This window comes from Novosphingobium sp. SG919 (genome assembly GCF_012932495.1).
Classification (GTDB): domain Bacteria; phylum Pseudomonadota; class Alphaproteobacteria; order Sphingomonadales; family Sphingomonadaceae; genus Novosphingobium; species Novosphingobium rhizosphaerae.
Genome location: NZ_JABCNG010000001.1, coordinates 871,387 through 890,807, shown reverse-complemented (window position 1 = coordinate 890,807; position 19,421 = coordinate 871,387). Strand labels below are relative to the sequence as shown.

Here is a 19,421-nt window from a genome sequence, read left to right as displayed (position 1 = left end):
TGCGCCATTTGATCAACGATGCGCCCTTGGCCCTGTTCCCCGTGGCCGGGCAAACGCCGTTCCCCATTTGCCCCCTGCGCCTGGCACCCTATATGCACCTGGCATGACCCAGCCGCCTCCACAACGCACGGCCCGCCGCATTCGCTGCGTGGTCTTCAATGCCGCGCTGGGTCCGCTCGATTACAAGGTGCCCGCCCATCTCGACGTGGTGCCCGGCCAGGTGGTGGTCTGCCCGCTTGGTCCGCGACAGATCCTGGGCGTGGTTTGGGAAGCCGATCGCCTGCCCAGCGCCGACGTGCCCGAACACAAGCTGCGCCCGATCCTGGGCGTGCTGCCGGTGCCGCCGCTGGGCGCCCCCTTGCGCCGCCTGATCGAATGGTGCGCCGATTACTACATGGCGCCGCTCGCCGCCGTGGCGCGCATGGCACTGTCGAGTACCGCCGCGCTCCAGGGCGGCAGCACGGTGACCGAATATCGCCTGTCGGGCCGCGAACCGGGCCGGCTGACGCCGCAACGCGCGCAGGCGATGGACCTGCTGATCGACCAGCAGGCGACGATCCGCGAACTGGCGGAAATTGCCGAGGTTTCCGATGGCGTGCTGCGCGGCATGGTCAATGCCGGGCTGCTCGAACCGGTCACCGTCGATGCCGACCGCCCCTATCCCGCTGCCGATCCGCGCCATGCCGTGCCGGAATTGACGCCGGCCCAGGCCGAAGTGGCCGGACGGCTGGTGGCCGCCGTGGGCGCGCGGCGCTTTGCCACCTTCCTGCTCGATGGCGTGACCGGCTCTGGCAAGACCGAGACTTATGCCGAAGCCATCGCCGCCGCGATGGAACAGGGCCGCCAGGTCCTGGTGCTGCTGCCCGAAATCGCCCTGACGCAAAGCTTCCTGTCACGGTTCGAGGCGCGCTTCGGCGTGGCGCCGGTCACCTGGCATTCCTCGCTCAAATCCTCGGAACGGCGGCGCGCCTGGCGAGCGGTGTCGCAAGGCCGCGCGCAAGTGGTGGTCGGCGCGCGCTCGGCGCTGTTCCTGCCGTTCGCCGCGCTCGGCCTGATCGTGGTGGACGAAGCGCACGAGATCTCGTTCAAGCAGGACGATGGCGTGCGCTACAACGCGCGCGACGTGGCGGTCATGCGCGGCCATTTCGAAAGCGTGCCGGTGGTGCTGGCCAGTGCCACGCCTGCGCTGGAAAGCCTGCACATGGCCAGCACCGGGCGCTATGAACGGCTGGTGCTGCCCAGCCGCTTTGGCGGGGCCGGCCTGCCCGACATCAAGATTCTGGACTTGCGCGAACAGCCGCCCGAGCGTGGCCACTGGCTGGCCCCGCCGCTGGTGGAAGGATTGCGCGATCGGCTGGCCAAGGGGGAGCAGAGCCTGCTGTTCCTCAACCGGCGCGGCTATGCCCCGCTCACTTTGTGCCGCACCTGCGGCTATCGCTTCCAGTGCCCCAATTGCTCGGCCTGGCTGGTGGAGCACCGCCTGTCGCAGCGCCTCGCCTGCCATCATTGCGGCCATGAGGTGCCCACGCCGCGCGCCTGCCCCGAATGCGGAGAGCCCGATTGCCTGGTCGCCTGCGGCCCCGGCGTGGAGCGGATTGCAGATGAAGTCGCCACGATCCTGCCCGAGGCCCGCGTGGCCCTTGTCACTTCGGACACGTTGACCAGCGCGGCCAAAGCGGCCGAATTCGTGGCCCAAGCGGAAAACAAGGCCATCGACGTGATCGTGGGAACGCAATTGGTGACAAAGGGCTATCACTTCCCCGATCTCACGCTGGTCGGCGTGGTCGATGCCGACATGGGCCTGGAAGGGGGCGACTTGCGCGCGGCCGAGCGGACCTATCAGCAGGTGGCGCAAGTCGCCGGGCGCGCCGGGCGCGGCGAGAAGCCGGGCGAAGTCCTGATCCAGACGCGCCATCCCGATGCCCCGGTGATCGCCGCCCTGGCCAGCGGGGAGCGCGACGCGTTCTATGCCGCCGAAACCGAAGCCAGGCGTGACGCCCATGCCCCGCCCTTCGGCCGCTGGGCAGCGATCATCGTGTCGAGCGAGGACGAAGCCGAAGCGCGCGACGCCGCCCGCGCTATCGGCGGCACTGCGCCCCGGCTCGATGACGTAATGATCCTCGGCCCTGCCCCTGCCCCGCTCTCGCTGTTGCGTGGGCGCTATCGATATCGCCTGCTGGTCAATGCGCGGCGGTCGAGCGAAGTGCAGAAAGTCATCCGCCAGTGGCTCGAACCGTTCCGCTTTCCCCAAGGGGTACGCGTGGCCGTGGATATCGACCCCTACAGCTTCGTTTAAGCGGGATGACAAAGGGTCCCGTTCTCGTCCCCGTGCTGGGCGACCAGCTTTCGCATGGCCTGTCCAGCCTGGCCGACCGCGCGCCCGGCGATACTGTCGTGCTGATGATGGAAGTGTGGGACGAAACGCAATACGTCCGCCACCACAAGGCCAAGATCGCCATGATCTTTTCGGCCATGCGCCATTTTGCGCAAGAGCTGCGCGAAAAGGGCTTCACGGTCGATTACGTCACGCTGGACGATCCCGCCAACACCGGCAATTTCAGCGGCGAAGTGGCCCGCGCGGTGAAGCGCCACGGCGCGCGCGGCGTGCAGGTGACCGAGCCGGGCGAATGGCGGGTGCGCGCGATGATCGATGCCTGGCGCGAAAGCCTGGGCGTGCGCGTGCGCGTCTTGCCCGATACCCGCTTCGTCTGCCCCCTGCCCGATTTCTATCAGTGGGCCGCCGGGCGCCGGCAATGGCGCATGGAATTCTTCTACCGCGACATGCGCCGCAAGACCGGTCTGCTGATGGACGGCGAAAAACCGGTCGGCGGCAAGTGGAATTTCGACGCGGAAAACCGCGGCGGCCCCGATGCCGATTGCCGCCCGCCCGCTGTTTCGCACTTTGCGCCCGATGCGATCACGCGCGAAGTGCTCGATCTGGTCGCTGCGCGGTTCGAGGATCACTTCGGCAGCCTGGATCACTTCGCCTGGCCGGTCACGGCGGCGCAAGCCGAGCATGCGTTCGACCGCTTCCTCAAAACCCGCCTGCCGCTGTTCGGCCGCTATCAGGACGCGATGGTGGCCGGCACGGACACGATGTATCACGCGGTGATCAGCCCCGCGCTCAACATCGGGCTGATCGACCCGGTGGAGATGTGCCGCCTGGCCGAGGCCGAATGGCGCGAAGGCCGCGCCCCGATCGAGGCGGTGGAAGGCTTCATCCGCCAGGTGATCGGCTGGCGCGAATATGTGCGCGGCATCTATTGGCTGACCATGCCCGATCTGGCCCAGGCCAACGAACTGGACGCCACCCGCCCCCTGCCCGAATTCTGGTGGACCGGCGAAACGCAGATGGCCTGCGTGGCCGATTGCGTGCGCGCCACGCACAAGAATGCCTATGCCCACCATATCCAGCGACTGATGGTCATGGGCAATTTCGCGCTGCTCGCGGGACTGTCTCCGCAGGATGTGGCCGACTGGTTCCTGGTGGTCTATGCCGATGCCTTCGAATGGGTGGAACTGCCCAACGTGGCGGGCATGGCGCTCTACGCCGATGGCGGCAAGCTGGCATCCAAGCCCTATGCCGCCAGCGGCGCCTATATCGACCGGATGAGCGACTATTGCGGCACTTGCGCCTATGACGTGAAGCGCAAGACCGGCGAGAAAGCCTGCCCGTTCAACGCACTCTACTGGGATTTCCTCGCCCGCAACGAAGACAAGCTGGCCGGAAACCCGCGTCTTGCCAATCCTTACGCCACCTGGCGCCGCATGAGCGCCGAAAAGCAAGCCGAATACCGCGACAGCGCCGCCGCGTTCCTCAAGACACTGAAACCCGCGCGCAAAGGCTGGGCCAGGGCCGTCACTTCTGCTTAAACGCCATGCGCCGCGCCGGCAGGGGGCTTGCCGGCAAGCGATGGAGAACGACCATGAAAACCGCGATCGCGCTGGGCGCCGCGCTGCTGCTGGGCTGCGCCGCACCGTCCGCCGTGGCCCGTCCGGCCGCCACCGACGGCATTCCGGCGGGCGCCCGCGCGCTGATCCGGCATTTCCACATGGAAAACATCCCGCACGAAGGCCCCTGGTTCATCCAGACCTTCAAAAGCAAGGACGCGATCGGCGGCCCGCTGGCCGAACGCTATGCCGGTCCGCGCTGGGCCTATACGGCAACCTACCTGATCCTCACCCAGCGTGACTTTTCCGCCATGCACCGGTTGGCCACCGACGAGATGTGGCACTTCTACGGCGGCAGCCCGGCGCTCTTGCTGCTGCTCTATCCCGATGGCCATGGCGAAACCAAAGTCTGGGGCAGCCACGTCCTCGCCGGGGAAGAGCCGCAGATCCTGGTGCCGCGCGGCACCTGGATGGGCGCAATCCCCCTCGGCGCGCCGCAAACCGCCTACAGCTTTGGCGCCAACACGCTCTCGCCCGGCTTCGAATATGCCGATTACGAAGCCGGCCATCGCCAGGACCTGCTGGCCCGCTATCCCAAGTTTGCCCGCACGATCAAACAGCTGACGCGTGAGGACGGCCCGGCCAAGCCGGCACCCGCCGCAGCCACGCCGCCGCCGCCGCCGATCAAGCTGGAGGAACTCGTCGGCCGCACCGCGCCACAGCGCACCGACCAGATCAGCGCCGCGCGCTTCACCATGGCCGCCGGCACCGCCATGCCCAGCATGATGACCAAGCAGGGCCACGAAGTGATGTTCGTGACCAGCGGCGAAGGCACCGTGCAGATCGGTGACGCCGTGCAGCCGCTCAAGCCCGGCGCCGTGATCTACCTGCCCCCGCAAGTGCCCCACCGCATCAGCGCCCTCTCGCAACTGACGTTCTACGTCTCCGCCACGCCCGCCTGGCAGCAGTCCGACACGGTGATCCTGAAACCCTGAGCCGGCCTACCGCCGCTCCCGCTCCAGCAGCGCCTGCTTGATCTCCAGGCCCCAGGCATAGCCGCCCAGGCTGCCATCGCTGCGCACCACGCGGTGGCAGGGGATCAGCACCGAAACGTGGTTGGCGCCATTGGCGCTGCCGGTGGCGCGCACGGCGCCGGGCTTGCCCACCGCAGCGGCAATCTGGGCATAGCTGCGCGTCTCGCCAGGCGGAATTGCGCGAAGCTGGCGCCATACCGCTTCCTGGAACGCAGTGCCGGCCACGTCGATCGGGATGTGATCGGCCCGTCCTGGGACTTCCACGGCGGCGATCACGTCATCGAGCAGGGAGGCAAAGTCTGCCCCGCCGGCAACCAGCGTCGCCCGGGGGAAACGCTGGCGCAGCGCCGCTTCGCCCTCGCCGAACGAAAGCCGGCACACGCCCTTGTCGGTCGCCGCCACCAGCATCGGCCCCAGCGAGGTCGGCACTTGCGCCCAGCGGATCGTCACCCCCGCCCCGCCATTGCGCCAGGCCGAGGGCGCCATGCCCAGCCGCTCGCTTTCGGCATAGAAGCGCGAAGGCGCGCCATAACCGGCGGCGTGGATCGCCTCGGTCACGCTGTCCGCCTCGCTCAGCGCCTCGCCCATCCGCCGCTGGCGCAGCGCGCGGGCATAGGCCGCCGGGGAAAGCCCGGTATGGCGGGTGAACAGCTTCTGGAAATGCGCGGGCGAATACCCGGCCTGCGCGGCAAGCTGTTCCAGCCTGGGCGCGTCTTCCGCGTCCTTGATCGCGGCGATCGCCGTGGCCACCGCCTGCGCATCGCGGGCCAGGTCGTCCGGCCGGCAACGCAGGCAGGCGCGCAGGCCCGCGTCACGCGCCGCCGCGCCATCGGCAAAGAACTGCACGTTGCCCCGCGCCGGATGCCGCGCCGGGCACGATGGCCGGCAATAGATCCCGGTGGTCAGCACCCCGGTGACGAACACCCCGTCCCACGCGCGATCGCGCGCCAGCACGGCCTGCCAGCAGGCTTGTTGATCAAGGGTTGGGGCATCGGTCATGGCGTTTCCTGCGTCTGGACCTGAGTCTGTTTGGTGGCCCCTTCATGCCATCGTTGCAGCCCCCACGCATCCCGCGCCTTGCGATCAAAGCAAATCCCGGCAATGACCGGCGCCATGTTGCGCCGCCTCATCGCCTCGCTCATCGTTTCGTTCCTGCTCGTGCCTGCGGCGCTGGCTGACCCGGCCGACATCGCGGCGGCCAGTCGTGGCGTGGTGCGCGTGGTCATCGTGCAGAGCGAAGGGCGCAGTTCCACGCTGATCGGCCATGGCAGCGGCTTTGCCGTCACGCCCGAATATGTCGTGACCAATGCCCACGTGGTCGAAGCGCTGCGCCAGGATGACACGCTGATCGCCGGCGTCGTCCCGCCCGAGGGGCGCGGCGGCTATGAAGCGCGAGTCGTCGCCTATTCCCCGCGCAACGATCTGGCCCTGCTCAAGATCGATGGCGGCGGGCGCCTGTCCCCGCTCTCGCTCTATGCCGGCCAGGTCAGCGACGGCGCCGATGTCAGCGCGGTGGGCTATCCGGGCAACGTCGATCTGGCGCAGGGCCTCTCGCTGTCCGACCTGGTCAGCCCGCAAGCGGCGGTGAAGACGCGCGGCTATGTCTCGGCCGGGCGCAGTTCCAAGGAATTCGACACGATCCTCCACACTGCACCGATCGGCGCGGGCAATTCGGGCGGCCCGCTGCTCGATGCCTGCGGCCGCGTGGTGGGGGTCAATTCGTTCGGCACGATCAGCGACAACGGCACCGATTCGGCATTCTACTTCGCCATCTCGATGCGCGAGCTCTCGCGCTTCCTCCAACAGAACGGCGTGCAGGCCCATGCCAGCGACCTGCCCTGCACCTCGATCGCCGATCTCGATCGCGCCGAAAGCGAGCGCGCCGCCAGCGACCAGGCGCGCCAGGCGGCCGAAGCGCAGGCCAAGCAGATCGCTCGCGCCCGCACCCTCGAACTGGCGCGCCGCCAGGCCGAGATCGACGTGCTGACCCAGCGCGACAATGGCATGGCGATCGCCGTGCTCCTGCTGGTTGCCACCTTGGGCGCCGGCGGTGCCGCGTTCATCTATGCCCAGCGCAGCAACCCTCGCGCCACGCGGATCGCCGGCGGCAGCGCGCTCGCCCTGCTGCTGGGCACGGTGGCGGCCTGGGCGCTGCGCCCCAGCCTGCAATCGATCGATGCTCGCGCCGAAGACCTTGCCGCAGCCAGCGGCACGCCCGAGGCACCGGCCAGCGCGGGCGCCGCCAGCCCGGCGCGCGCAGGCAAGTTCATCTGCGTGATCGACGCGCAGCGCAGCCGCGTGACCGTGTCCGACATGACCGACGTGCCGATCACCTGGAGCGGCGATGGCTGCATGAACGAGCGCAGCCAATATGGCCTGGCAAGCGACGGCTGGTCGCGCGTGCTGGTGCCCAACGGTGAAGACACCATCGCCGTCACCCATTTCGATCCGGACAGTCGCACCTATACGGTAGAGCGCTTCCTCATGGGGCTCGACGCGATGACCAAGGCGCGCGAAGCCCGGCAAAAGATCGTCGCCCCGGCCTGTGGCGCAGGCGACACCGAAGCCCGCCGCTTCGGCCAGGACCAACAGGCCATCCGCGCCCTGCTCCCTGCCGAACCCAACGAGCGCATGCGCTACAACTGCCAGCCGGTGCCTTGAACGGGGAGCGCGGCACAACAATCTCCCCTCCTCTTCAGAGGACGGGAGATAGCAACCCCGCAAGCGCCCGCCGAAAACCGAATCACCCCCGCGCTGCAAACCGCCCCGCCGTCCCGCGCTTGAGACGTTTCGCTGGCGTTATACGCATACGTTTGCGTGTTGGAGGCCAACGTTCAACAGCGCGAGCCAACTGGTGACTTGTCATATGGCGGTGACGTTGCTAGGCGCGCCGGGACTGCGGGCCGTCACGTGCATTTTTTGCGCGTCATGTGCCTTGCTTGAAATCCTTGGACGAAGGGGGACTGAGGCGCGTGGAGATTTCCAGCGGCATCACCGCCAGCCTGGCAGGGCGTTACGCTTCTGCGCTTTATGAGCTGGCAAACGAACAGGGCCTTGCTGCGGCCGTGGAAGGCGATCTCGAACGCCTGGCTGACGCCCTGCGCGAATCGGCCGATTTCGCTGCGCTGATCCGCAACCCCAAGGTGGGCCGCGAAGAAGCCGCGCGCGCCATCGCTGCCGTGGGCCAATTGCTCGGCATCACCCCGCTGACGGCCAATTTCCTGGGCGTGCTGGCCGGCAACCGCCGCCTCGCTGCCCTGCCCGATGTGGCCCGCGCCTATGCCGCCATCGCCGCGGCAGCGCGCAACGAAGTAACCGCCCAGGTCACCAGCGCCCACCCGCTCGATGATGCGCAGGTTGCCGCGCTGGCTGAAAAGCTGGCCGCGCGCGCCGGCAAGTCGGTCAAGCTCAAGACTGCGGTCGATCCCGAAATTCTCGGCGGGCTGGTCGTCAAGATCGGCAGCCAGATGATCGACAGCTCGATCCGCACCCGTCTCAATTCGCTCGCCCAGGCCATGAAGGGCTGAAGCCAAAAAGTTTGCACGAAAGGCTGAACGATGGAAATCCGCGCCGCTGAAATCTCAAAGGTCATCAAGGACCAGATCGCCAGCTTCGGCACCGAGGCCCAGGTCTCGGAAGTCGGCTCCGTGCTCTCGGTCGGTGACGGCATCGCCCGCATTCACGGGCTGGACCAGGTCCAGGCCGGTGAAATGGTCGAATTCGCCAATGGCGTCAAGGGCATGGCCCTCAACCTCGAAGCCGACAACGTCGGCGTCGTGATCTTTGGCTCGGACTCCGAGATCAAGGAAGGCGACACCGTCAAGCGCACCGGCACCATCGTGGACGTGCCGATCGGCAAGGGCCTGCTGGGCCGCGTGGTCGACGCGCTGGGCAACCCGATCGACGGCAAGGGCCCGATCGAATACACCGAGCGTCGCCGCGTCGAAGTCAAGGCGCCGGGCATCATCCCGCGCAAGTCGGTGCACGAACCCGTGCAGACCGGCCTCAAGGCTATCGACGCCCTGGTGCCCGTGGGCCGTGGCCAGCGCGAGCTGATCATTGGTGACCGCCAGACCGGCAAGACCGCCGTCGCCATCGACACCTTCATCAACCAGAAGGCCGCCAACGCCGGTTCGGACGAAGGCAAGAAGCTCTACTGCATCTATGTCGCAATCGGCCAGAAGCGTTCGACCGTGGCGCAGATCGTGCGCCAGCTCGAAGAAAACGGCGCGATGGAATATACCATCGTCGTGGCCGCCACCGCTTCGGAACCGGCTCCGCTGCAGTACCTTGCGCCCTACACCGGCTGCACCATGGGCGAATTCTTCCGCGACAACGGCATGCACGCCGTGATCGTGTACGACGACTTGTCCAAGCAGGCCGTCGCCTATCGCCAGATGTCGCTGCTGCTGCGCCGTCCGCCGGGCCGCGAAGCCTATCCGGGTGACGTGTTCTACCTGCACAGCCGCCTGCTCGAACGCGCCGCCAAGATGAACGACGACAACGGCGCCGGTTCGCTGACCGCCCTGCCGATCATCGAAACCCAGGCGGGCGACGTGTCGGCCTACATTCCGACCAACGTGATCTCGATCACCGACGGCCAGATCTTCCTTGAAACCGGCCTGTTCTACCAGGGCATCCGTCCGGCCATCAACGTCGGCCTCTCGGTGTCGCGCGTGGGCTCCTCGGCCCAGACCAAGGCGATGAAGAAGGTGGCCGGCTCGATCAAGCTGGAGCTGGCGCAGTACCGCGAAATGGCGGCCTTCGCCCAGTTCGGGTCCGACCTCGACGCTTCGACGCAGAAGCTGCTCAACCGCGGTGCGCGCCTGACCGAACTGCTCAAGCAGCCGCAGTTCTCGCCGCAGGGCTTCGAAGAGCAGACCTGCGTGATCTTCGCCGGTACCCAGGGTTACCTCGACGCCGTGCCGGTTGACCAGGTGACCGAATACGAAGCCGAACTGCTCAGCTTCCTGCGCACGCAGAAGGCCGACCTGCTGGCCGAAATCCGCGACACCAAGGATCTGGGCGACGGCGCCAAGGCCAAGCTCAAGGAAGCGCTCGACGCTTTCGCCAAGCAGTTCGCCTGACCAACGCATGACTCATCCCCCCGGTGGCCCCTTGCGGGCGTGCCGGGGGGGATGAAGTGGAGAAAAGACGAGTGGCCTCGCTCAAGGAACTCAAGCTGCGGATCAACTCGGTCAAATCGACCCAGAAGATCACCAAGGCCAAGCAGATGGTCGCCGCGGCCAAGCTGCGCAAGGCGCAGTCCGCTGCCGAGGCCGCGCGCCCCTATGCCGGCCGCCTGGCCGCTGTCATGGCCAGCCTCGCCTCCAAGGTGCAGGTTGGCGAAGGCAGCCCCAAGCTGCTCGCCGGCACCGGCAAGGACCAGGTTCACCTCCTGGTCGTCGCCAATTCCGATCGCGGCCTGTGCGGCGCGTTCAATGCCAATATCGTCAAGGCCGCCAAGGCCAAGGCGCAGGAATTGATCGCCGAAGGCAAGACGGTGAAGTTCTACCTCGTCGGCCGCAAGGGCCGCGCCCCGATCCGGCGCGATTTCCCCAGCGCGATCGCCGGCGGGTTCGACACCACCACCGTGCGCGAAGCCGGCTTTGCCGAAGCGGAGAAGATCGCCAACGAACTGCTGGCCATGTACGAAGCCGGCCAGTTCGACGTGGCGCATCTGTTCTATTCGCGGTTCCGCAGCGCGCTGGCCCAGATTCCCACCACGCAGCAGATCATCCCCGTGCCGGCGCCCACCGTGGCCGTGGCCAACGATGGCGGCGCCGTGGTCGATTACGAACCCGACGAGGAAGCGATCCTCGCTGACCTGCTGCCGCGCTACCTGCGCGTCCAGCTGTTCGGTGCGCTGCTCGAAAACATGGCCAGCGAACAGGGCGCCTCGATGACCGCGATGGACAACGCCACGCGCAACGCCGGTGAACTGATCAAGAAGCTGACCATCCAATACAACCGCAGCCGCCAGGCCGCGATCACCACCGAACTCGTCGAAATCATCGCCGGCGCCGAAGCGCTCTGACGACGACCAGCAGGCAAGGAAAGACACAAATGGCAACCGCACCTGTCATCACTTCGACCGGCAAGATCAGCCAGGTCATCGGCGCCGTCGTCGACGTCCAGTTCGACGGCGAACTTCCGGCCATTCTCACCGCGCTCGAAACCAGCAACAACGGCAACCGCCTGGTGCTCGAAGTGGCGCAGCACCTGGGCGAAAGCACCGTGCGCACCATCGCCATGGACTCGACCGAAGGCCTCACCCGTGGCCAGGCCGTGACCAGCACCGGCGCGCAGATCTCGGTTCCGGTCGGCCCCAAGACGCTGGGCCGCATCCTCAACGTGGTGGGCGATCCCATCGACGAACGCGGCCCGGTTGGCGCCGACCAGTTCGCCCCGATCCATGCCAAGGCTCCCGAATTCGTCGACCAGTCGACCGAAGCGGCCATCCTGGTCACCGGCATCAAGGTGATCGACCTGCTCGCGCCTTATGCCAAGGGCGGCAAGATCGGCCTGTTCGGCGGCGCCGGCGTGGGCAAGACCGTGCTCATCCAGGAACTGATCAACAACATCGCCAAGGGCCACGGCGGCGTGTCGGTCTTTGCCGGCGTGGGTGAACGCACCCGCGAAGGCAACGACCTCTACCACGAATTCCTCGACGCCGGCGTCATCGCCAAGGACGCCGAAGGCAACGCCACCTCGGAAGGCTCCAAGGTTGCGCTCGTCTATGGCCAGATGAACGAACCGCCGGGCGCCCGCGCGCGCGTCGCGCTCTCGGGCCTGACCATGGCCGAATACTTCCGCGACCAGGAAGGCCAGGACGTGCTGTTCTTCGTGGACAACATCTTCCGCTTCACCCAGGCGGGTTCGGAAGTGTCGGCGCTGCTCGGCCGTATTCCTTCGGCCGTGGGTTACCAGCCCACCCTGTCCACCGACATGGGCGCGCTGCAGGAACGCATCACCTCGACCAACAAGGGCTCGATCACCTCGGTCCAGGCGATCTACGTGCCGGCCGACGACTTGACCGACCCTGCGCCGGCCACCTCGTTCGCCCACCTCGACGCCACCACCACGCTCAACCGCGCGATCTCGGAACTCGGCATCTATCCGGCGGTGGACCCGCTGGACTCGACCAGCCGCGTTCTCGAACCGCGCATCGTGGGTGCCGAGCACTACGAAACCGCCCGCCGCGTTCAGGAAACCCTGCAGAAGTACAAGTCGCTGCAGGACATCATCGCCATCCTGGGCATGGACGAACTGTCGGAAGAAGATAAGCTGACAGTGGCTCGCGCCCGCAAGATCCAGCGCTTCCTCAGCCAGCCGTTCCACGTGGCCGAAGTGTTCACCGGCATTCCGGGCAAGTTCGTGCAGCTCGAAGACACCGTCCGCTCGTTCAAGGCGGTGGTCGACGGCGAATACGACCACCTGCCCGAAGCGGCGTTCTACATGGTCGGCGGCATCGACGAAGCCGTCGAAAAGGCCAAGAAGCTGGCTGCCGAAGCCTGAGGCCAAATGCTCCCCTCCCGCTTGCGGGAGGGGTCGGCGGAGGGCCTGTAGGGGCGCCCTTCTTCGAACATCCGGCTAACCGCCCCTCCCCCAGCCCCTCCCGCCAGCGGGAGGGGAGCGCAGAGACGGTCCATGCTCCACTTTGAACTCGTCACCCCGGCCCGCCTCGTCCGCTCCGAAGCGGTGTGGCAGGTTGTCGTTCCCGGCACCGAAGGCGAATTCGGTGTGCTGGAAGGCCACGCGCCGTTCATGTCCACGGTCAAGGACGGCACGATCAAGATTTACCGCACCCAAGGCGCCCAGCCCGAGGAAATCCAGGTGCAGGGTGGCTTTGCCGAAGTGTCGGCCAAGGGCCTCACGGTTCTGGCCGAACACGTCGAAGGCTGACGCTTTCATCCCACGGATGGGCCAAAAAGGGCCGGCGCTCTCGCAGCGCTGGCCCTTTTTGCGTTTCAGTGCTCCAGCTTGGCAAACATGTCAACAAAGGTAAGCCGCGTATCGATCCAGTCATAGACGCGCATCGGCCGCCCGTCGGGGCGCGGCAGATATGCGCCGTCCTCGCCCAGGCGCGGGGTTGGCACCAGGTGATAGCGCGACGAGGCGGGATCGGGTTCGAACGCGGCCTGCAACGCGGTGAGCGTCACCAGGGGGCTATCGCCCAAGGCATAGACTTCGCCCAAGTTTCGACCGATCCGGGTCAACTGGCCACGCATGTGATCCAGTTGTGCCACCAACCAGGCGCCCACCGGCCCGCTTTGCGCCAGCACGCGCAGTTCGGCCAGGCTCACCAGCATCTGGCGATAGGCGTTGCGCGGCACTTGCCAAATCGGGATGGCGCTTTGCCCGAAGACGAACTGCGCCGCAGCCGGATCGATGGTGAAATTGTATTCGCCAGGCGTGCCGCCCGGTGGCGGCAGTGCCACGCCGTCATGCTCGGCCCCGCCGATCCACACCAAGGTCATCCGCTGCGCCAGGCGTGGTTCGGCCTGGAGCGCGGCGGCCAGATCGGTCAGCCCGGCCCCGGCGGTATAGAACAGCGGCGTCTGCACATCGCTGCGCATGCCTTCGGCCACGATCGCGGCCACCGCCTCGGCCGAATTGCGCCGATCCGCGCGGCCCAGAGCGCCCTCGGCCCCGCGCACCACCGGCACCCGCCCGGCCAGCCCCATCAGGGCCAGCAATTCCCGCGCCCTGGCTGCCGCCTTGTCCGCCTGGTGGCCGTCGTCGGGCTCGGCATCCTGGGGGGAATGGAGATGCGACCCCACGATCAGCCGCACGTCGGCCGAAGGGCTGCGCAGCGCATGGGCAAGCTGGAACAGGCCATCGGGGTCGCCCGCCAGGTCGTTGTCCACGATCACCCGCATGCGCGGCGGCGCGTCGGGCAGGACCGGCGCCGCGCGCGCCAGCATGGGGGCAAGGGCACCGGCGGAAAGGCCGAGCAGGGCAGCGCGTCGTGAGCAGGTCATGCGCCGATCACAGCATGTTGTCGCACGTTGTCAACCCGCTGAGGCATGCCACATTGTAAGCCGCACGAACTTTTTTGCCAAATTCATGTTTGTGAACTTTTCACCAGCGTGAATTTGAGGCATGAAGCACCCCGACAACGCTCAAGGGAGAGATACCTGTCATGACGCAAACCCTGGCCAATGTGATCGGCGCACAAGCCAACCTCGTCGATTTCCTGCGCAACCAGCAGGTCGGCCCCAATGTCTATCCCGGCGTGCCGGCGGAATATTCCAACTGGCGGGCCGAGCAGTGGGCCTGGGGCCACACCGCCGTGCTCTATAACCAGTCCTACCACATGGTGGACCTGGCCGTGCGCGGGCCCGATGCGTTCAAGATGCTGGAATACCTGGGCATCAACAGCTTCAAGAACTTCCAGCCCGATCGCGCCAAGCAGTTCGTGCCGGTCACGCCCGATGGCTATGTCATCGGTGACGTGATCCTGTTCTACCTGGACGAGAACGAATTCAACCTGGTTGGCCGCGCGCCCACCATCGAATGGGTGGAATACCACGCCGCCACCGGCAACTGGAACGTGACCGTCGAGCGCGACGAGCGCTGGGCCATGCGCAACGATGGCAAGCGCAACAGCTATCGCTTCCAGATCCAGGGCCCCAACGCGATGAAGATCATCGAGAAGGCCACCGGCAAGACGCCGCCCGAACTCAAGTTCTTCCACATGACCCGCATGACCATCGGCGGCAAAGACGTGCGTGCGCTGCGCCATGGCATGGCCGGCCAGCCGGGCTTCGAACTGTTCGGCCCGTGGGAAGACTATGGCGCGGTCCATGCCGCGCTGGTGGAAGCGGGCAAGGAATTCGGCCTCGCCCTGGTGGGTGGCCGTGCCTACTCGTCCAACACGCTCGAATCGGGTTGGATCCCCTCCCCGCTTCCGGCGATCTACACCGGCGAGGCGCTGGCGCCCTATCGCGAATGGCTTTCGGCCAATTCCTATGAAGCCAAGTGCTCGGTGGGTGGCAGCTATGTGCCCGAAACCGTGGAAGGCTATTACACCACGCCGTGGGACCTGGGGTATGGCCCGTTCGTCAAGTTCGACCATGACTTCATCGGCCGCGCCGCGCTGGAAAAGATGGCGGCTGCCGGCAACCACCGCACCAAGGTGACCCTGGCGCTCGACAACGAAGACGTCATGCGCGTGCAGTCTTCGGCGCTGAGCAAGGGCGATCGCGCCAAGTTCATGGAATATCCCAGCGCGGTCTATGCGATGCATCCCTTCGACCAGGTGCTCAAGGACGGCAAGCAGGTGGGCCTGTCCACCTGGATCGGCTATTCCGCCAACGAGGGCAAGTTCCTGACCCTGGCGATGCTGGATCCGGGCCACGAAACGATCGGCGGCGAAGTCAGCCTGCTGTGGGGCGAACCCAATGGCGGCACCACCAAGCCCACCGTGGAACCCCACGTGCAGACCGAAATCAAGGCCGTGGTCAGCCCCGTGCCCTATTCGGAAGTGGCGCGCGACAGCTATGCCGAAGGGTGGCGCACGCAGAAGTAAGCCCGCACAGGTAAGCGCCCGGGAAGCACATCCCGGACGCGGCGCCGGCCTTCTCCCGACGAAGGCCGGCGCTTTCTGTTTGCGCAGATATTTTGTTTGCCTTGCTAACAATTCATGGCATGATCGCGGCAACAAAGGAGAGGATGCCGCCATGGCAAAAGACAACAAGATCACCTTTTACGACTTGGCCATTTCCACCGGCGCAACGATCAGTCCGTTCGTGTGGGCGACCAAATATGCCTTGAAGCACAAGGGTTTCGATCTTGATGTGGTGCCCGGCGGCTTTACCGGCATCCTGGAGCGCACCGGCGGGCAGACCGAGCGGTTGCCGGCCATCGTCGACGATGGCAAGTGGGTGCTCGATAGCTGGGGCATCGTCGAATACCTGGATGCCACCTACCCCGATCGCCCCGCGCTGATCCCGCATGAAAGCGTGGCGGCCACGCTCAAGGCGCTGGACCACTGGTTCTGGGCGGCGGCAGTCGGCCCGTGGATGCGCTGCTTCTGCGCGGACTATCGCGATCTGTCGCTGCCGCAGGACCACGAATACATCACCCATTCGCGCGAAAAGATGCTGGGCCGCAAGCTGGAGGATATCCAGGCCGGCCGCGAAGATCGCTTGGCCGGCATTTCCGCCGCGCTCGAACCGCTGCGCTCCACGCTGTCGCAGCACGCGTGGCTGGGCGGGGCCACGCCCAACTATGCCGATTACCGCATCCTGGGCGGCTTCCTGTTCACGTCCTCGGTGTGCAAGACGCCGGTGCTGGTGGAAGACGATCCGCTGCGCGGCTGGCTTGATCGCTGCCTCGATCTCTATGGCGGTCTGGGCCGCCATCCCGGCCTGTTCCCGCTGTTCGGCCTGAAAGAGCGCGAGGGCGACGTGCCCGCATTCAACCGCGCGGCGGGCCTTGGCGGCATCTACAAGCGCAACACCGGCCCTGCTTCCACCCAGGCCGAAACGCAGAAGATCACCCAGGGGATGAAGCAGCCGGCCTGACCGGCGGCCACCGCCCTCACCGCTTGCGCTTCGTCCCCCGGGTCATCAGATCGGGCTTGGGGGGCGGGCGCCAGCCGGGTGGCGGCGTCATGGCTTGCTGGCTGGTGCCCAGGCCCATGGCGCCGGGCACCTGGCGGATCAGCCCCGCCGTATCCGATTTTGCCGCCTGTTCCGCACTCGCCCCACCCCGCATCAGCGTGATCCTGTCGCGCAGGCGCCCTGCTTCCTCGAAATCGAGCGCAGCAACGGCGGCTTCCATGCGGGCGGTCAGGGTCTGGATCGTGTCGGCCATGATGGCACAATGCGCGAGATGGGCGGATAGTGCCATCCCGTCTCGCGCGCGCATGCGCCAAATGCCGGTTGGCCCAACCCCGGCCCGCATGCCAAGCTTGGCGGGCGACATACCGGGGGACCCTCATGCGATTCGTGCGCCCGCTTGCCCTTGCTCTTCCGGCCCTGGCCCTCTGCGCCGCGCCGGCCCATGCGTATGACGTGGCGGAAAAGTCCATCGATGCACTGCGCGCCGATCTTGATGCCGGGCGGGTGACCTCGGCAGAGCTGGTGGCCGCCTATGAAGCGCGCATCGCCAGGATCGACCCCACGCTGCACGCGGTGATCGCGCTCAATCCGCGCGCGCTGGAGCAGGCCCGCGCGGCCGACGCGGCGCGCAAGGCCAGGCCCACGCACCTGCCGCTCGATGGCATTCCGATCCTGATCAAGGACAATATCGAAAGCGCCGATCCCGTGGCGACCACCGCCGGCAGCCTGGCGCTGGCCAACAACGTCACCGGCCGCGATGCCCCGCTGGTGGCGCACCTGCGCGCGGCGGGCGCGATCATCCTGGGCAAGACTAACCTTTCCGAATGGGCCAATATCCGATCGAACCATTCGATCAGCGGATGGAGCGCCACGGGCGGCCAGGCGCGCAATCCCTATGATCCGCGCCGCAGCACCTGCGGATCGAGCGCCGGTTCGGGCGCGGCCGCCGCCGCCAGTTTCGCCGCAGCGGCCGTGGGCACCGAAACCGATGGCTCGATCACCTGCCCTTCGGCGGTCAACGGCCTGGTCGGGTTCAAGCCCACCGTCGGCCTCGTCTCGCGCACCCATGTCGTGCCGATCAGCCACAGCCAGGATACGCCCGGCCCGATGGCGCGCAGCGTGCGCGATGCCGCGCTGCTGCTGGGCGCCATGGCCGGCAGCGATCCGGCCGATCCGGCGACGGCCCGCGCCGATGCGCTGGGCCACGATTTCACCGCCACACTTTCCCCCAATGCCCTGAAAGGCGCGCGCATCGGCGTGATGCGCTTTGCCGCCGGGTTCCACCCCGAAACCGATGCCGTGTTCGAACGCGCCCTGGCCACTTTGCGCGCGGCCGGCGCCACGCTGGTGGAGATCAAGGCGCCCCCGCCCCCCACGAAAGGCGTGGGCGAGCGCGAGCAACTGGTGCTGTCTACCGAACTCAAGGCGGACCTCGCCACCTATCTCGCTTCCACCGATCCGGCCAAAGTGCCCAGCCGCACGCTGGCAGACCTGATCGCGTTCAACCAAGCCCATGCCGCGCAGGAAATGGCGCTGTTCGGGCAGGACTTCTTCGAGGATGCGGACAAGACCAAGGGCCTGGCCGATCCGGCTTATGTGAACGCCGCCGCCGAGGCGCGGCGCATGGCCGGGCCCGAGGGGATCGACCGCATGCTGGCCGACAACAAGGTGACCGCGCTGGTCGCCCCCACGCTCGGCCCGGCCTGGCTGATCGACCCGGTGCTGAAAGACAATTTCGTGGGCGGCGGCGCGGGCGGCCTGCCGGCGGTGGCCGGCTATCCCCACCTCACCGTGCCGATGGGCGAGGTTTCCGGCCTGCCCGTGGGCCTTTCGATCATCGGCACGGCGTGGGACGATGCGCGCGTGCTCGCCTATGGCTATGCCTTTGAACAAGCGGCCCACGCACGGCGCGCGCCGGTGCTGGCGCCACGCTGAGTCGCATGTCCGCGCCGGGGGAACCGGCCGGATGGGCGCACGTTGCCCCCCGTATCACCAAGGGGGCAAAGCCATGAGAGCAATGATCATCGGGGCGCTGGCGCTGGCTGCCACGCCGGCGGCGGCACAGGACACCGGCACGCCCGACGAAGTGGCCCAGGACAGCACCCACCACCCTGCCCTGCGCGACTTGTGCAGCGACCGGCCGGGCCTCGACACCCCGGCCTGCACTGTCGATCCCGGCCGCATTCAGGTTGAAATCGGGCTGGGCGACTGGACGCTCGACAAGCAGGCCGACCAGCGCACCGACACGATCGAGAGTGGTGACATTCTGCTGCGCTATGGCGTGACGGCCACAACCGAAGTGCGGCTCGGCTGGACCGCCTATGGCCACGTGCGCACCCGCGACGTGCCATCGGGCCAGATCGACACCGCGCAGGGCGTGGGCGACGTGACCCTGGGCGTGAAGCAGAACCTGCGCCATCCCGCCGAAGGCAAGACCGGCCTCGCCGTGGCCGTGCTGCCCTTCGTCACCTTGCCGACCGGCCATAGCGAAGTGGGCGCCGGCGACTGGGGCGCCGGGCTGATCGTGCCGACCAGCTACAAGATCGACGACACCGTCTCGCTGGAACTCTCCCCCGAAGTGGACGCCGCCGTGAACGAAAGCGGCCAAGGCCGCCACCTCGCCTATGGCGCCGCGATGGGCGTGCAGGTGCACTTGTCGAAAGCCACCCGCCTGACCCCGGAACTGCAATTCCTGCGCGACCAGGACCCGTCGGGCCATGCAACGATGAGCCGGGCGGCGCTCTCGTTCGATGTGCAGCCGGCGAAGATGCTGCAACTTGATGTGCAGGCGACGGCTGGGTTGAACAGGGATACGCCGGATGTGGAACTGGCGTTTGGGGTTACGCGGAAGTTTTAGGGGTTGTGCATTGGCTATGCGACGTCGGGAATGGCGGACGGTCCGCTTAGTCTCCTTTACCCTGCCAAC

The 19,421-nt window shown here is 67.0% G+C and carries 16 protein-coding genes; 13 read left to right on the top strand and 3 right to left on the bottom strand.

Annotation, left to right across the window (positions count from 1 at the left end; all coding sequences use genetic code 11):
- The first annotated feature begins 103 nt into the window (after positions 1 to 103).
- The 3 genes from FHT19_RS03920 to FHT19_RS03910 are packed head-to-tail and all read left to right on the top strand — an operon-like array spanning position 104 to position 4,886.
- A complete protein-coding gene (locus FHT19_RS03920) occupies positions 104 to 2,296 on the top strand; it encodes a primosomal protein N' (protein WP_169474018.1) in 2,193 nt (730 codons plus the stop codon).
- 5 nt (positions 2,297 to 2,301) lie between these two features.
- A complete protein-coding gene (locus tag FHT19_RS03915) occupies positions 2,302 to 3,873 on the top strand; it encodes a cryptochrome/photolyase family protein (RefSeq protein WP_169474017.1) in 1,572 nt (523 codons plus the stop codon).
- A 53-nt stretch (positions 3,874 to 3,926) separates the two neighbouring features.
- Positions 3,927 to 4,886, top strand: coding sequence for a cupin domain-containing protein (locus FHT19_RS03910; RefSeq protein ID WP_169474016.1), 960 nt, complete (start codon positions 3,927 to 3,929; stop codon positions 4,884 to 4,886).
- Between the two features lie 6 nt (positions 4,887 to 4,892).
- Here FHT19_RS03910 and FHT19_RS03905 read toward each other — a convergent pair whose 3' ends face one another.
- The gene (locus FHT19_RS03905; protein ID WP_169474015.1) at positions 4,893 to 5,924 is read right to left on the bottom strand and encodes a methylated-DNA--[protein]-cysteine S-methyltransferase; all 1,032 of its coding nucleotides are present in this window, start codon (positions 5,922 to 5,924) and stop codon (positions 4,893 to 4,895) included.
- A gap of 114 nt (positions 5,925 to 6,038) precedes the next feature.
- Between FHT19_RS03905 and FHT19_RS03900 the strand changes: the two genes are divergently transcribed.
- The 6 genes from FHT19_RS03900 (at position 6,039) to FHT19_RS03875 (ending at position 12,830) form a co-directional block, all read left to right on the top strand.
- Positions 6,039 to 7,586: a trypsin-like peptidase domain-containing protein gene (locus FHT19_RS03900; protein ID WP_248290260.1), complete on the top strand. Its 1,548-nt coding sequence runs from the start codon at positions 6,039 to 6,041 to the stop codon at positions 7,584 to 7,586.
- Positions 7,587 to 7,897: 311 nt separating this feature from the next.
- Positions 7,898 to 8,452 (top strand): F0F1 ATP synthase subunit delta, encoded by a 555-nt coding sequence (locus tag FHT19_RS03895; RefSeq protein ID WP_168554456.1) that lies wholly within the window; start codon positions 7,898 to 7,900, stop codon positions 8,450 to 8,452.
- A gap of 30 nt (positions 8,453 to 8,482) precedes the next feature.
- A complete protein-coding gene (gene atpA, locus FHT19_RS03890) occupies positions 8,483 to 10,012 on the top strand; it encodes a F0F1 ATP synthase subunit alpha (protein ID WP_168554455.1) in 1,530 nt (509 codons plus the stop codon).
- A gap of 71 nt (positions 10,013 to 10,083) precedes the next feature.
- Entirely contained in the window at positions 10,084 to 10,962 is an 879-nt protein-coding gene (locus FHT19_RS03885; RefSeq protein WP_168554454.1) for a F0F1 ATP synthase subunit gamma, read from the top strand.
- 29 nt (positions 10,963 to 10,991) lie between these two features.
- Positions 10,992 to 12,443: a F0F1 ATP synthase subunit beta gene (gene atpD / locus FHT19_RS03880; protein WP_168554453.1), complete on the top strand. Its 1,452-nt coding sequence runs from the start codon at positions 10,992 to 10,994 to the stop codon at positions 12,441 to 12,443.
- 132 nt (positions 12,444 to 12,575) lie between these two features.
- Positions 12,576 to 12,830, top strand: a complete 255-nt coding sequence (locus tag FHT19_RS03875; RefSeq protein WP_168554452.1) for an ATP synthase F1 subunit epsilon — start codon at positions 12,576 to 12,578, stop codon at positions 12,828 to 12,830.
- A 65-nt stretch (positions 12,831 to 12,895) separates the two neighbouring features.
- Here the strand turns inward: FHT19_RS03875 and FHT19_RS03870 are convergent, their stop codons facing one another.
- On the bottom strand, positions 12,896 to 13,909 hold the full coding sequence (locus tag FHT19_RS03870) for a nucleoside hydrolase (RefSeq protein WP_169474013.1): 1,014 nt from the start codon (positions 13,907 to 13,909) through the stop codon (positions 12,896 to 12,898).
- Positions 13,910 to 14,070: 161 nt separating this feature from the next.
- Here FHT19_RS03870 and FHT19_RS03865 point away from each other — a divergent pair, with 161 nt between their 5' ends.
- Entirely contained in the window at positions 14,071 to 15,459 is a 1,389-nt protein-coding gene (locus FHT19_RS03865; protein ID WP_168554450.1) for an aminomethyltransferase family protein, read from the top strand.
- Positions 15,460 to 15,610: 151 nt separating this feature from the next.
- Complete coding sequence (locus FHT19_RS03860) at positions 15,611 to 16,456, top strand: beta-etherase (protein WP_169474012.1); 846 nt, start codon at positions 15,611 to 15,613, stop codon at positions 16,454 to 16,456.
- 16 nt (positions 16,457 to 16,472) lie between these two features.
- On the opposite strand, the gene FHT19_RS03855 is transcribed toward FHT19_RS03860, so the two are convergent.
- Complete coding sequence (locus tag FHT19_RS03855) at positions 16,473 to 16,748, bottom strand: UvrB/UvrC motif-containing protein (RefSeq protein ID WP_169474011.1); 276 nt, start codon at positions 16,746 to 16,748, stop codon at positions 16,473 to 16,475.
- A 125-nt stretch (positions 16,749 to 16,873) separates the two neighbouring features.
- On the opposite strand from FHT19_RS03855, the gene FHT19_RS03850 reads away from it, so the two are divergent.
- Positions 16,874 to 18,430, top strand: coding sequence for an amidase (locus tag FHT19_RS03850; protein WP_169474010.1), 1,557 nt, complete (start codon positions 16,874 to 16,876; stop codon positions 18,428 to 18,430).
- Positions 18,431 to 18,503: 73 nt separating this feature from the next.
- Positions 18,504 to 19,352, top strand: a complete 849-nt coding sequence (locus tag FHT19_RS03845; RefSeq protein ID WP_169474009.1) for a transporter — start codon at positions 18,504 to 18,506, stop codon at positions 19,350 to 19,352.
- The last annotated feature ends 69 nt before the right edge of the window (positions 19,353 to 19,421 follow it).

Coding starts and splice junctions, on each gene's coding strand:
- FHT19_RS03855 (WP_169474011.1), bottom strand. CDS start 16,748: ATGGCCGACACGATCCAGACCCTGACCGCCCGCATGGAAGCCGCCGTT.
- FHT19_RS03870 (WP_169474013.1), bottom strand. CDS start 13,909: ATGACCTGCTCACGACGCGCTGCCCTGCTCGGCCTTTCCGCCGGTGCC.
- FHT19_RS03900 (WP_248290260.1), top strand. CDS start 6,039: ATGTTGCGCCGCCTCATCGCCTCGCTCATCGTTTCGTTCCTGCTCGTG.
- FHT19_RS03910 (WP_169474016.1), top strand. CDS start 3,927: ATGAAAACCGCGATCGCGCTGGGCGCCGCGCTGCTGCTGGGCTGCGCC.
- FHT19_RS03905 (WP_169474015.1), bottom strand. CDS start 5,924: ATGACCGATGCCCCAACCCTTGATCAACAAGCCTGCTGGCAGGCCGTG.
- FHT19_RS03845 (WP_169474009.1), top strand. CDS start 18,504: ATGAGAGCAATGATCATCGGGGCGCTGGCGCTGGCTGCCACGCCGGCG.
- FHT19_RS03875 (WP_168554452.1), top strand. CDS start 12,576: ATGCTCCACTTTGAACTCGTCACCCCGGCCCGCCTCGTCCGCTCCGAA.
- atpA (WP_168554455.1), top strand. CDS start 8,483: ATGGAAATCCGCGCCGCTGAAATCTCAAAGGTCATCAAGGACCAGATC.
- FHT19_RS03865 (WP_168554450.1), top strand. CDS start 14,071: ATGACGCAAACCCTGGCCAATGTGATCGGCGCACAAGCCAACCTCGTC.
- atpD (WP_168554453.1), top strand. CDS start 10,992: ATGGCAACCGCACCTGTCATCACTTCGACCGGCAAGATCAGCCAGGTC.
- FHT19_RS03850 (WP_169474010.1), top strand. CDS start 16,874: ATGCGATTCGTGCGCCCGCTTGCCCTTGCTCTTCCGGCCCTGGCCCTC.
- FHT19_RS03920 (WP_169474018.1), top strand. CDS start 104: ATGACCCAGCCGCCTCCACAACGCACGGCCCGCCGCATTCGCTGCGTG.
- FHT19_RS03860 (WP_169474012.1), top strand. CDS start 15,611: ATGGCAAAAGACAACAAGATCACCTTTTACGACTTGGCCATTTCCACC.
- FHT19_RS03915 (WP_169474017.1), top strand. CDS start 2,302: ATGACAAAGGGTCCCGTTCTCGTCCCCGTGCTGGGCGACCAGCTTTCG.